10 protein-coding genes and 1 tRNA gene are annotated in these 13,804 nt (G+C 63.0%); all 11 read right to left on the reverse strand.

Features of this window, described 5'->3' with window-relative positions:
* On the reverse strand, positions 1-1,473 hold a 1,473-nt coding region (gene pnp / locus JHD67_RS10690; RefSeq protein WP_199099172.1), incomplete at its 3' end, for a polyribonucleotide nucleotidyltransferase.
* A 20-nt stretch (positions 1,474-1,493) separates the two neighbouring features.
* Positions 1,494-1,763: a 30S ribosomal protein S15 gene (gene rpsO / locus JHD67_RS10695; RefSeq protein WP_038616913.1), complete on the reverse strand. Its 270-nt coding sequence runs from the start codon at positions 1,761-1,763 to the stop codon at positions 1,494-1,496.
* Between the two features lie 140 nt (positions 1,764-1,903).
* Complete coding sequence (gene truB, locus JHD67_RS10700; RefSeq protein ID WP_199099173.1) at positions 1,904-2,836, reverse strand: tRNA pseudouridine(55) synthase TruB; 933 nt, start codon at positions 2,834-2,836, stop codon at positions 1,904-1,906.
* Positions 2,836-3,219 carry a 30S ribosome-binding factor RbfA gene (gene rbfA, locus JHD67_RS10705; RefSeq protein ID WP_199099174.1) on the reverse strand — a complete coding sequence of 128 codons (384 nt, stop codon included), beginning with the start codon at positions 3,217-3,219 and terminating at the stop codon, positions 2,836-2,838. Before rbfA ends, truB begins: the two co-directional genes overlap by 1 nt.
* 136 nt (positions 3,220-3,355) lie before the next feature.
* Positions 3,356-6,187, reverse strand: a complete 2,832-nt coding sequence (gene infB, locus JHD67_RS10710) for a translation initiation factor IF-2 (RefSeq protein WP_199099175.1) — start codon at positions 6,185-6,187, stop codon at positions 3,356-3,358.
* A gap of 130 nt (positions 6,188-6,317) precedes the next feature.
* Entirely contained in the window at positions 6,318-7,823 is a 1,506-nt protein-coding gene (gene nusA, locus JHD67_RS10715) for a transcription termination factor NusA (protein WP_199099176.1), read from the reverse strand.
* 48 nt (positions 7,824-7,871) lie between these two features.
* Positions 7,872-8,399, reverse strand: a complete 528-nt coding sequence (gene rimP / locus JHD67_RS10720; protein ID WP_199099224.1) for a ribosome maturation factor RimP — start codon at positions 8,397-8,399, stop codon at positions 7,872-7,874.
* Positions 8,400-8,606: 207 nt separating this feature from the next.
* Positions 8,607-8,683, reverse strand: a tRNA-Met gene (locus JHD67_RS10725).
* 112 nt (positions 8,684-8,795) lie between these two features.
* Positions 8,796-10,235 (reverse strand): NADH-quinone oxidoreductase subunit NuoN, encoded by a 1,440-nt coding sequence (nuoN, locus tag JHD67_RS10730; protein WP_199099177.1) that lies wholly within the window; start codon positions 10,233-10,235, stop codon positions 8,796-8,798.
* A 12-nt stretch (positions 10,236-10,247) separates the two neighbouring features.
* Positions 10,248-11,756 carry an NADH-quinone oxidoreductase subunit M gene (locus JHD67_RS10735; protein WP_199099178.1) on the reverse strand — a complete coding sequence of 503 codons (1,509 nt, stop codon included), beginning with the start codon at positions 11,754-11,756 and terminating at the stop codon, positions 10,248-10,250.
* A gap of 13 nt (positions 11,757-11,769) precedes the next feature.
* Positions 11,770-13,800: an NADH-quinone oxidoreductase subunit L gene (gene nuoL, locus JHD67_RS10740; protein ID WP_199099179.1), complete on the reverse strand. Its 2,031-nt coding sequence runs from the start codon at positions 13,798-13,800 to the stop codon at positions 11,770-11,772.
* Positions 13,801-13,804 lie beyond the last annotated feature (4 nt).

Genomic DNA, 13,804 nt, shown 5'->3' on the forward strand with positions numbered 1-13,804 from the left:
GTCGCCCAGGTGATCTTCATCACCCAGGATGTCCGACAGCACGACAAAGTCGTTGCCTTCCTTCACCAGGCCCATGGCGATACCCGCCACCGGAGCCTTGAGCGGAATGCCCGCGTCCATCATGGCCAGCGAGGAACCGCACACCGAAGCCATCGACGAGGAACCGTTGGACTCGGTGATTTCAGAGACCACGCGCACCACGTACGGGAATTCTTCGATGGACGGCTTCACCGCCTGCACACCGCGCTTGGCGAGGCGACCGTGACCGATTTCACGACGCTTCGGCGCGCCGAAGCGGCCGCACTCGCCCACCGAGAACGGCGGGAAGTTGTAATGGAACAGGAAGGCATCCTTCGACTCGCCTTCCGGCGCGTCGATGATCTGCGCATCACGGGTGGTGCCCAGCGTGGTCACGACCAGTGCCTGCGTTTCACCGCGGGTGAACAGCGCCGAACCATGGGTACGCGGCAGCACGCCGACGCGGACCGTGATCGGGCGGATGTCGTCAAGGTTACGGCCGTCGATGCGGATCTTGGTCTTGAGGACGCCGTCGCGCATGGTGTGGTACTCGAGCTCGGCGAATTCCTTCGACAGCTCGGCCTTGTCCCAGCCCTTGGCTTCCGCGTCAGCGGCGAGCGAGGCGAGCACGTCGGCCTTGATCGCGGCGATGGCGTCACGACGCTGCAGCTTGTCGCGCACCTGGAAGGCTTCTTCCAGCTTGTTGCCGACGGCGCCCTTGAGGGCGGCGACCAGCGACTCGTTGCGGGCCGGGGCTTCCCAGGCCATGGACGGCTTGGCAGCCTCGGTGGCCAGCTCAGCGATCGCACGGATGGCGACCTGCATCTGCTGGTGACCGAACACCACCGCACCGAGCATGACGTCTTCGGACAGCAGCTGGGCTTCGGATTCCACCATCAGCACGGCGTTGGAGGTACCGGCCACGACCAGATCCAGCTGCGAGGTCTTGAGCTCGCTAGCGGTCGGGTTGAGCAGGTACTTGCCATCGACGTAACCGACGCGCGCTGCGCCGATCGGACCCTTGAACGGGATGCCAGCCAGCGACAGGGCAGCCGAAGCGCCCAGCATGGCCGGGATGTCGCCGTCGATCTCCGGGTTCAGCGAGACGACCTGTGCGATGACCTGCACTTCGTTCTTGAACTCTTCCGGGAACAGCGGACGCACCGGACGATCGATCAGACGCGAGGTGAGCGTCTCCTTCTCGGTCGGGCGGCCTTCGCGCTTGAAGAAGCCGCCCGGAATGCGACCGGCGGAGTAGAACTTCTCGACGTAATCGACGGTGAGCGGGAAGAAATCCTGCCCATCCTTCGCCTTGGCAGCGGCCACCACGGAGACCAGCACAACGGTGCCACCCATGCTGACCATCACGGCACCAGAAGCCTGGCGGGCGATTTCGCCCGTCTCCAGTGTGACTTCGTGATTACCGAACTGGAATGACTTGGTTACTTTCGCCACGTTATTTAGTCCTTGCAGGATTAGCGACGGAGGCCCAGGCGCTCGATCAGGGACTGGTAGCGAGCCAGATCACGGTCCTTCAGGTAGCTCAGCAGGCGCTTGCGCTGGTTGACCAGCTTCAGCAGGCCGCGGCGCGAGTGATGGTCCTGCTTGTGGGCCTTGAAATGGTCGGTCAGGTGGTCAATGCGGGCCGACAGCAGGGCGACCTGCACTTCCGGCGAACCGGTATCGTTCGGCACGCGGCCAAAGTCAGCGATGATCTTGCCGGTCTGTTCTGCGGTAAGGGACATGGGTATCTCTTCCTAAAAAAGCGGGTGCGATGCTTGCGCAACGTCACTTAAATGACGTTGCGCAAGCATCGCCTAGTTGAATGAAAAGTCTGGAACAAGCTCCGTATTGTAACTAGCGGAGCCCAATGACAACAAGAGCGTCATAAAGCGGATTCATCTGTCATGACACTCGGCAGATTGAAGCCGCGCGCGATACGCAGCTTTCCGTCCACTGCCTCGCCCAGGGCAAGCAGGCGCCCGTCCTGGGCAAACACCGCAAGCCGGCCAGTCATTTCCGGGTCCAGCGGAATCTGCTGCCCCTGCTGCACGGCGCGGCTGCGCTCGGCATCCAGGTGCATGGCCGGCAGGTCGGCCAGACCCGCCGATACCGGGAGCAGATGGGGCAGCAAGGCCTCGTCCCCCTGCTCAGCAGCGGCGCGCAACGTCTCCAGGGTCACCATGACCGGCTCCCTGAACGGCTCGACCCATACGCGGCGCAACGCCGTCAGATGGGCACCGCACCCCAGGTCCTCGCCCAGGTCCACGGCCAGGCTACGGATATAGGTGCCCGAACCGCACTCCACGTACAGCTCAAGTCGGTCATCGGTGCGGGACAGCACCTCCAGTCGGTGAATCTCGACCATGCGCGCAGGCACGTCGACCACCTCACCCCGGCGGGCCTTGAGATAAAGCCGCTCGCCGTCCTGTTTGATGGCGGAATGGGCCGGAGGCACCTGGGTAATCTGCCCACGCAAGCGGGCCAAGCCGGCCTCGATACGCTCATCGCTGAGCGCAGGCACCGGCCGCTCCTGCACCACCTCGCCTTCCAGGTCGGCGGTGCTGGTGGTCACGCCCAGGCGGCATTCGGCCACGTAGGCCTTGCGCGAGCCCAGCAACATGCCGGCAATCTTGGTGGCCTCGCCAAAACACAGCGGCAGCAGGCCACTGGCGAGGGGGTCGAGCGCGCCGGTATGACCGCCCTTCTCAGCCCAGAACAGCTTGCGGGCGACCTGCAGCGCCTGGTTGGAACTCAGACCCAACGGCTTGTCCAATAGCAGGATACCGTGCAGGTCACGGAAACGACGCGCCTTCATCAGTCCTCGTTTTGGTCCTCGGCAGCCGCCGGCGTGCGGAGGCTGTCCTGGCTCAGCAAGTGTTCGATACGTTCGCCCTTGTCCACGGAATCGTCGTACTTGAACCGCAGTTCGGGCACGCGGCGCAGGCGCATGCTGCGCGACAGCGTGCGGCGGAACTCCACCGCCAGCTCCTTCAAGGCCTTCATGGCCTCGGCGGAACGCTCCGGCTGCAGCGCCGTAACCCACACCGTCGCCCAGTCGAGATCACGGGTGACCTCCACGTCCGACACGCTCACCGAAGGCAGGCCATGATCGCGCACGGCGGCATGGACAAGCAGACCCAATTCGCGGCGCAGTTCGGCGCCGACGCGGTCGGTACGCTTGAAATCGCGGGAAGGCATAACGCACTCCTTTCAACCTGGGGCCGCGCCGGCATGGCCGACCCTGAAAACAAAGCGAGCGATGTGGATACCCACACCGCCCGCTGGAAACACACCACTGAGGGCGCCAGGCCCGCTCAGCGCAGGCCGGTAACCGTTACAGCGTGCGGGCTACCTCGATACGCTCAAAGCATTCGATCTGGTCGCCAACCTTCACATCGTTGTACTGCTTCACGGCGATACCGCATTCCATGCCGTTGCGTACTTCGTCGACCAGCTCCTTGAAGCGACGCAGCGACTCCAGTTCACCCTGGAAGATCACCGTGTTGTCACGCAGCACGCGGATCGGCTTGCTGCGCTTGACCGTACCTTCGATGATCATACAGCCGGCCACCGCACCGAACTTGGAGCTGCGGAACACCTCGCGCACCTGCGCCACGCCGATGATCTCTTCGCGCACTTCCTTGCCGAGGAGACCCGAAGCGGCCTGCTTCACCTGATCGATCACGTCATAGATGATCGAGAAGTAACGCACGTCCAGACCGGAGGTATCGATCACCTTGCGGGCCGAAGCGTCGGCACGGACATTGAAGCCGATGACCAGCGCCTTGGAGGCTGCCGCCAGGGTGGCGTCGGACTCGGTGATACCGCCGACACCGGCCGCAATCACGTTGACCTTTACGTTCTCGTTGCCGATCTGGCTGAGCGACTCGCGCAGCGCCTGCACCGAACCCTGCACGTCGGCCTTGACCAGGATGTTGAGCGTCTGCTGCTCGGCACCCTGACCCATCTGGGCCATGATGTCCTCAAGGCGGTTGGCCTTGCTGACCATGCGCGTCTCGCGACGCTTGAGCTGACGCTCGGCCGCCACTTCACGGGCAAGGCGCTCATCGGCCACCACCACGAAGTCATCGCCCGATTCCGGCACGCCGGACAGACCCAGCACCTGCACCGGAATCGACGGACCGGCTTCCTGCACGGTTTTGCCGTTCTCGTCGATCAGCGCGCGCATGCGGCCGTACTCAATGCCGCAGACCACGAAGTCGCCGCGCTTGAGTGTGCCCTGCTGCACCAGCACGGTAGCCACCGGGCCGCGACCGCGATCCAGACTGGACTCGATCACCACACCGGACGCCGGGCCATCCTCGACCGCCGTCAGCTCCATCACTTCGGCCTGAACCAGGATGGCGTCGAGCAGATCGTCGATGCCCATGCCGGTCTTGGCCGAGATCGGCACGAACGGCGTGTCGCCACCCCACTCTTCCGGAATCACTTCCAGATTGCCGAGGCCCTGCTTGACGTGGTCCGGATTGGCGTCGGACTTGTCCATCTTGTTGAGCGCCACGATCAGCGGCACCTTGGCGGCGCGCGCATGCTGCACGGCTTCGGCCGTCTGCGGCATCACGCCGTCGTCGGCAGCCACCACCAGCACCACGATGTCCGTCGACTGCGCACCGCGTGCGCGCATCGATGTGAACGCTGCGTGGCCCGGCGTATCAAGGAACGTGATGACGCCCTTGGGCGTTTCCACGTGATACGCACCGATGTGCTGGGTAATACCGCCCGCCTCACCCGAAGCCACCTTGGTGCGACGGATGTAGTCGAGCGTGGAGGTCTTACCGTGGTCGACGTGGCCCATGATGGTGACCACTGGCGGACGCGGCTTCTTCTCGCCGTCCAGCTCCGCACTCTGCGTGTGGGCTGCCAGCGTGGCTTCGGCATTGTTTTCGTTCGCCGCGACCGGGGTGTGACCGAGCTCTTCCACCACCAGCACGGCGGTGTCGTGATCGATGGTCTGGTTGATGGTGGCCATCACGCCCATCTTGAAGAGGGCCTTGACCACCTCCGAACCCTTGACCGCCATTTTCTGGGCCAGGTCGGCAACGATGTTGCTGTCGCCCACCACCACCTCGCGCACGACCGGAGCGGTCGGGCGGGAGAAGCCGTGGGGGCCACCGGCACCGGCGGGGGCGCTACTACGCTGCACATCCCGGCTCGGGCCACGACCGGGCTTGCCGCGCTTGTTGGAGCGGCGTGCGCGATCCGCATCGCTCAGGTGCAGCTCGCCACCGGCGAAACGCTTGCCACCGACCACATCGTCGCGCTCACGACCATGACGAGGCTTGGCACGGTTATCGGCGGTGGTCGTCGCAGCACCTGCGGCGCCAGCGGCACCCGGGGCCGCAGGAGCGGGCGCAGCGGGGGCCGGCGCCGGCGCGGGAGCCGGCGGCGCAACCACCACCACTTTCTTCTCGCGGCGACGCGGCTCATGAATACGCGGCACGATCATGCCCAGCGAGCTGTGATCGATGCGCTGCACCACCTGCTCGGCGGGCGCAGCCTTCTCAACCGGCTCGACGCTCACGGGCTCGGCAACCTGACGCTCCGGCTGCGCTTCAGCGGCGGCAACCTGGCGCTCATGCTGTTCTTGGGCACGCGCAGCGGCGGCCTCAGCCTCCGCCTGCAGGCGATGCTGCTCTTCTTCAGCCTCGCGCTGGCGCTGAGCTTCCTCGGCGCGAGCCTGGGCTTCTTCCTGGCGGCGATGCTCAGCGGCAAGACGCTCGCTCTCTTCGTGCTCGCGCTCCTGCTGGGACTCCTGCAGGCGGCGCACGGCCTCTTCGCGCTCGGCATCACCGCCAGCTTCTTCGGCGATAACGCTACGCTTGACGTAGGTGCGCTTGGCGCGCACTTCAACGTTGACCGTCTTGGCGCCGGCGGCCGCGCCGCGGCCACCCGGAGTGGACAGCTTCAGCTCGCCGCGCGTGCTGCGCTTGAGGGTGATCTGGCGCGGAGAATCGGCCTCGCCCTCGGCAGGCGCGTCCTTTCCATGGCTGCGCCGCAAAAAGCCCAGCAGCTTCATCTTTTCCGTGCTGCTGATGATCTGCTCAGGGTCCGAGAAGGACATGCCTGCCTGACCCAGCTGCGTCAGCAGCTTGTCGACGGGCACCTTCATGCTCTGTGCCAATTGTTTGATCGTTTCACCGGACATCGTGTTCTTTCTCCGCCGTTCCCGCGCTTATCGTCCGTGCGCCTTTGCCGCACGGCCACCGCCATCCCTGGTGGAGAGTCCTCACAAGGACTCCCCTCGGCGCGCCCATCCAGGGCGCTGCCGCCCGCGGTTAGCCACCCTTCTCCAAGCGCGCGATCATCGGCGCACGCGCAGCCATGATCAGCGCCGCAGCGCGATCTTCATCCATGCCATCAATCTCAATCAGGTCGTCGACCGCGAGGTCGGCCAGGTCGTCCACCGAGACAATTTCACGGGAAGCCAGCGCGAAAGCGGTAGCTTCGTCCATGCCCGGCAGATGCAGCAACTCTTCCGACGGCTGATGCTCGTCGATGCTTTCTTCCACAGCCAACGCCTCGGTCAGCAGCGCGTCGCGGGCACGGGCACGCAGCTCTTCGACGATGTCTTCGTCGAAGCCTTCCACGGCCAGCAGCTCGGCGCTAGGCACATAGGCGATTTCTTCCACGCTGGAGAAGCCTTCCTGCACGAGGATGTTGGCGATCTCCTGGTCCACTTCCAGCTTGTCCATGAACAGCTGGCGCGCGGTTTCCTGCTCGGCCTCGCTCTTGGCGGCCACCTGGTCCTGCGTCATCACATTGAGCTGCCAGCCGGTCAACTTGCTGGCGAGGCGCACGTTCTGGCCACCGCGACCGATGGCCTGGGACAGCTTGTCCTCCGCCACGGCGATGTCCATGGAGTGCTTTTCCTCGTCCATGATGATGGACTGCACTTCCGCCGGAGCCATCGCATTGATGACGTACTGCGCCTGGTTTTCATGCCACAGGATGATGTCGACACGCTCACCGTTGAGCTCATTGGACACCGCCTGCACGCGCGAACCGCGCATGCCGATACAGGCACCGATAGGATCGGTACGCGAATCGTGGGCCACCACGGCGATCTTGGCGCGGTCGCCCGGATCACGGGCGCAGCCCTTGATCTCGACCAGCCCCTGGCCTACTTCCGGCACTTCGAGCTTGAACAGCTCGATCATGAATTCCGGCGCGGCGCGCGAAACGAACAGCTGCGGACCGCGCGCTTCGGAGCGCACTTCGTAGAGATAGCCGCGCACGCGGTCGCCGACGCGAGCCGACTCGCGCGGAATCGTCTTGTCGCGCGGGATGAAGGCCTCGGCGTTGCTGCCCAGATCCAAATAAACATTGCCGCGCTCGACGCGCTTGACGATGCCGGTGACCAGCTCGCCCACGCGCTCGCGGAAGGCATCCACCACCTGCATGCGCTCGGCTTCGCGTACGCGCTGCACGATCACCTGCTTGGCAGCCTGCGCCGCGATACGGCCGAATTCGGCGTTTTCGATCTGCTGCTCGATGTACTCGCCGACTTCGGCGCCTTCGCGCTCGTCCACGGCGTCCATCAGGCGAACCTGGTGGTACGGCGACTCCATCTCGCCGTCGTCGGCGATGATTTCCCAGCGACGGAAGGTCTCGTAGTCGCCGCTGTGACGGTCGATCACCACGCGGATATCCGGGTCTTCGTCCGGATAGCGCTTCTTGGCCGCGGATGCGAGTGCCGCTTCCATTGCCTGGAAAATCACTTCGCGCGGCACGCCCTTTTCGTTGGCAACCGCATCAACCACCAGCAAAAGTTCTTTGCTCATTGCAGCAACTCCGTAGACGCCGTCAGCGCCCGATCGGTTTCGATTGATTTACTTCGAGGACTTCTTGCCCGGAGCCTTGCCCGGCGCTTTACCCGGCTTGGGCTGCGGCACGTAACCGAGCGCCACCCAGTCAGGCACCACGCGCGCGCTTTCCACCGCATCGTGGTCGAACTCGAAGGTCTTCCCCTCGGCTTCCAGCGAGATCCGCTCACCAGCCACCGAGATAACTTTGCCGCGCAAGCGGCGACGTCCTTCCAGGGGCGCCTTCAGCAGAATCTTTACTTCCGTCCCCGCCACCTTGGCGAACTGGGCGGCCGTGAACAACGGGCGATCGATGCCCGGGGAGGAAACTTCCAACACGTAGTGACCCGGGACCGGATCTTCCACGTCCAGCATGGCCGACAGCTCGCGGCTTGCCGCTTCGCAGTCTTCGAGGTTGACCTCGCGGCCTTCAGTGTCCAAATAGACCCGCAGGGTACTCTGCCCCTGCGATGGGGAGAACTCCACACCGATGCATTCCAGGCCCAAATCGGCCAAAACCTCGGTGAAACGTTGAGCCAGTGCCTGCGTATCCATCATTCGCCTACCGTTACCAGTCGCCAGAAACAAAAAATGGGCTCAAGCGGCCCATTCCCTTCTCTCGCCGATGTCCCGACTCTTGCAGATTCTTTCCGGGGCACCTTAGCGCAGCCAATACCGAAGCGGCATACAACGCATGTGCGACGCATCCTTGCGCCCAACAAAAAAGCCTCACGAGGAGGCTTTCTTGTTCTAAGAAAGATCTGGTAGCGGGGGTAGGATTCGAACCTACGACCTTCGGGTTATGAGCCCGACGAGCTGCCAGACTGCTCCACCCCGCATCAGAGTTCAGAAATATTAGCGAGATGGCCGACTTCTTGCAAGCCTTTTCGCTAATTAATTTCACAAATCTTTCCAACACCCCGTGGCACGCCTGCGCTGCCACGGATTAGATCAACCCACGAATACGCGCTGGCACCAACCGAACAGCGGACCCCAGCTCAGGCCCAGCACCAGCAACGCCAATACATTGAGCGAGAGCACAAGGCGTACCGAGACATCGCTCTGCAAGCGGATTTCCGTACCCTCTACCGGCTTGTCGAAGTACATCACCTTGACCACGCGCAGGTAGTAGTACAGACCGATGATGGCGAATACGGCACCGACGATGGCCAGCCACATGAAGCCCGCATGCACCGCGGCCTGCAGCACCAGCAGCTTGGCGAAGAACCCGAACAGCGGCGGCACGCCGGCCAACGAGAACATCACCAGCATCATCAGGAAGGCCGCCCACGGCGAACGCTGATTCAGACCCTTGAGATCATCAATCTCTTCGCACTCGAAACCCGCACGAGCCAGCGCCAGGATGATGCCAAAGGCCGCCGTACCCATCAGCGCGTAGCTGATGGCGTAGAACAGCGCCGCGGCGTAACCCTCCGGGCCGGCGTTGACCAGACCCAGCAACAGGTAGCCCATGTGCGAAATGGTGGAATACGCCAGCAGACGCTTGAGGTTCGTCTGCACGATGGCCACCAGGTTGCCGATCGCCAGCGACAGCACCGCCAGGCAGGCCAGCATCAGCTGCCAGTGCTGGGAAAGCTCACCCAGACCGGAATCCAGCAGGCGGTAGGCCATACCGAAGGCAGCCAGCTTCGGGGCGGAGCCGATGAAGATCGTCACCGCCGTCGGCGAACCCTGGTACACGTCAGGGATCCACATGTGAAACGGTGCCGCGCCCAGCTTGAAGCCGATGCCCACGATCATGAAGATCAGGCCAAACACCAGCAGGTGGGGCATGGTCGTCTGCAGCGCCGCGCCGTGCAGCTGGGCCAGGCTCAGCGTGCCGGTGGCACCGTAGACCATCGACATGCCGTACAGCAGCATGCCCGAGGCCAGCGCGCCCAGCACGAAGTACTTGATGGCCGCCTCGGAGGACAGACGCGAGTCACGATTGAGCGCCACCAGCGCGTACGAGGACAGCGTCAACAGTTCCAGGCCCAGGTACACCGTAATCAGGTTGCCGGCCGAGACCAGCACCATGATGCCGATCACCGCAAAGATGGTGAGCGTGTAGAACTCGCCCAGGAACAGTTTGCGATCGATCAGGTACGGCTTGGCGTAGACGAATACCAAGGCGGTGCTCACCAGGGCGAAGACCTTGAGGATCTCGGCCACGCCATCGCGCACGAACATGCCATTGAAGGCAGTGACCGCCTGGCTCGGCTGGCCTTCCACCACGAGGTAGACGCCCACCAGCAGAACGGCAATGGAGAGCCAGTGCAGCAACGGACGCTGTTCCGCCTTCATGAAGGCGTCCAGCAGTAGCAGCAAACACGCCGCCACCACCAGATACAACTCCGGCAACAGGATCAGAATGTCATTGAGATTCGGCATGATCAGTCCTGCTTAGATCTTGTGATTGCCAAGCTGCGTCACCAGCTGCGTCACCGAAGCATCCATCAGATGGATCAGCGGCTGCGGCCAGATGCCCAGGACCAGCACGGCGGCGGCAAAGGCGCTCAACACGAACACCTCGCGGCCATTGATGTCCTTCATTTCAGCAACGTGCGGGTTGGTGATATCACCCCACAGCACGCGCTTGACCATGTACAGCGTGTAGGCCGCGCCAATGATCAAGGTGAAGGCGGCGAAGAACGCAATCCACGGGTTGGCCTGGAAGCTGGCCAGCACCACCTGGAACTCGCCCACGAAACCGCTGGTACCCGGCAGGCCGCTGTTGGCCATGGCGAACAGCACGTAGAAGAAGCCGAACCACGGCATCACGTTGATGACGCCACCGTAGTCCTTGATCTGTCGGGTATGCATGCGGTCGTACAGCACGCCGATGCACGAGAACATCGCACCCGAGACGAAGCCGTGCGAAATCATCTGCACCATCGCACCCTGCATGCCCAGCTTGGCGGCATCCAGGTTGTTGGCGCCGCGCACCAGCATGAAGGCGATGAAGATACCCAGGGTGACGAAGCCCATGTGCGCCACGGACGAATACGCCACCAGCTTCTTCATGTCCTCCTGCACCAGCGCGATGTAGCCGATGTAGACCACCGCCAACAGGCTGAGGCCGATGACGAGCCACGCATAAGCCTCGGACGCGTCAGGGACAATCGGCAGCGAGAAGCGCAGGAAGCCGTAACCACCGATCTTCAGCATTACCGCGGCCAGCACCACCGAGCCACCGGTCGGCGCCTCCACGTGGGCATCCGGCAACCAGGTGTGCACCGGCACCATCGGCACTTTGACTGCAAAGGCGATCAGGAAGGCGAAGAACAGCCAGCTCTGCTCCTTCATCGACAGCGGCAGTGCCGCCAGCGTAGCCAGGTCGAACGAACCGGCCTTCAGGTACAGGTAAATCAGGCCCACCAACATGAAGATGGACCCGAAGAACGTGTAGATGAAGAACTTCATCGTGGCATATACGCGACGCGGACCACCCCAGACACCGATGAGAATGAACATCGGGATCAGCATGGCCTCGAAGAACACGTAGAACAGCAACGCGTCAGTGGCGCAGAAGACGCCGATCATCAGGCCCTCGAGCACCAGCATGGCAGCCATGTACTGATGCGGGTTGGTCTGGATCACCTCCCATGCGCCGACGATCACGAGGATGCCGACGAAGGTGGTGAGCAGGATCAGCGCGACGGAGATGCCGTCGACCGCGAGACCGTAATGGACGCCGAGCGAGGCGATCCATACGTGGCTTTCCGCCAACTGCTTGGCGCCATCGGCCGCGTTGAACTGCGGCAGCAGACAGATGCTGAGTACGAAGGTAGCGATGGCGACCAGCAGCGCGATCCAACGTGCACTGTTAGGACGGCCGGAGCCGGCGAGCAGCACCGGGATGGCGCCCACGATGGGCAACCAGATCAGCAGGCTGAGCAAATGATTGAACATGGAGCAGGTTCCCTTATTGCCCGACCAGCCAATACCCGCCAAGCAGCAGGATCAGGCCGAGAATCATCGCGAAGGCGTAGTGATAGAGATAACCGGATTGCAAGCGACGCACGCCGCCTGCAATGCGATCCACCAGACCTGCCGAACCGTTGACCATCACACCGTCGATCACGGCTGCATCGCCGCCCTTCCACAGCGCACGGCCAAGGGCCATACCGCCGCGGGCGAACACGATGTAATACACCGCATCGAACCAGTACTTATGGTTGAGCACGTTGTAGATCGGCTTGAGTGCATTCTTGATGCGGTCGGCCAGGCTCGGGTTGAACAGGTAGATATAGGTAGTGATGGCGAACGCCGCCAGCACCAGGAAGAACGGCAGCTGCGTGAAGCCGTGCAGGGCCATCGCCACGGAACCGTGGAAGTCCTTGCTCAGCTCACCCAGCACATTGTTCGCCTCGGTCACGTGGATGGCGCCGCCAAACCAATCGCCGAACAGCATCGGACCAATCGCCACGAAGCCCACGATCAACGACGGGATCGCCAGCAGGATCAGCGGCAGAGTCACCACCCACGGCGACTCATGCGGGGCCTCATGCATGATGCCCGGCTCGTGATGGCCGTGATCGTCCTTGTGCTCATGGTGACCATGACCATGGTCGTGGACCACCGTGAAGCGTTCCTTGCCATGGAAGGTCAAGTACATCTGGCGGAAGGTGTACAGCGCGGTGACGAACGCACCGGCCAGCACGCAGAAGTAGGCATAGCCCGAACCCCAGCGATGCGACTCACCCACGGCCTCGATGATGGCGTCCTTGGAATAGAAGCCCGCGAAGAACGGCACACCGCACAGCGCCAGCGAACCGATCCACATCGTGATCCAGGTGATCGGCATGTACTTGCGCAGGCCGCCCATGTAGCGCATGTCCTGCTCGTGGTGCATGGCGATGATCACCGAGCCCGCACCCAGGAACAGCAGCGCCTTGAAGAACGCATGAGTCATCAGGTGGAACACGGCACCGGCATACGCCGACACGCCCAGCGCCACCGTCATGTAGCCCAGCTGCGACAGCGTGGAGTACGCGACGACCCGCTTGATGTCGTTCTGCACGATGCCGATCAGACCCGTGAACAGCGCGCCGGTGGCGCCAATCACCATGACGAAGCTCAGTGCCGTCTCCGACAGTTCGAAGATCGGCGACATGCGCGCGACCATGAAGATGCCGGCGGTCACCATCGTTGCCGCATGGATCAGCGCGGAGATCGGGGTGGGACCTTCCATCGAGTCCGGCAGCCACACGTGCAGCGGCACCTGGGCCGACTTACCCATCGCGCCGATGAACAGCAGGATGCAGATGACGGTAGCAGCGTCCCAGTGGACGTTCTGGGTGATCTGCAGGGTCTTGCCAACCAGGGTCGGCGCAGCGCCGAACGCGGTGGCGTAGTCGAGCGTGCCCAGGAAGTACAGCACGCCAGCAATACCCAGCAGGAAGCCGAAGTCACCCACACGGTTGACCAGGAACGCCTTGAGGTTGGCGAAGATCGCCGTGGGGCGCTTGTACCAGAAGCCGATCAACAGGTAGGACACCAGGCCCACCGCCTCCCAGCCGAAGAACAGCTGCATGAAGTTGTTGCTCATCACGAGCATCAACATGGAGAAGGTGAACAGCGAGATGTAGCTGAAGAAACGCTGGTAGCCCGGATCTTCGTGCATGTAGCCGATGGTGTAGATGTGCACCAGCAGCGACACGAAGGTCACCACCACCATCATCATGGCGGTGAGGCGGTCGATCAGGAAACCGACGTGGGCGTTGTAGTTACCGATTTCGAACCACGTATAGATGTTGTGGTTGTAGACCAGGGCGCCACCTGCGGTGAGCTGATACAGCACATAGAACGACAGGCCACAGGACACCGCCACGCCAAGGATGGTCGCGGTATGCGAGCCGGCGCGGCCGATGAAGCTGCCCAGGAAACCCGCCAGCAAACAGCCGACGAGCGGTGCCAGGGCGATGGTCAGCAAAATGGAGGTAGACAGTTCCATCGAC

The organism is Dyella sp. ASV21, from assembly GCF_016428975.1.
In the GTDB taxonomy this organism is placed as follows: Bacteria; Pseudomonadota; Gammaproteobacteria; order Xanthomonadales; family Rhodanobacteraceae; genus Dyella.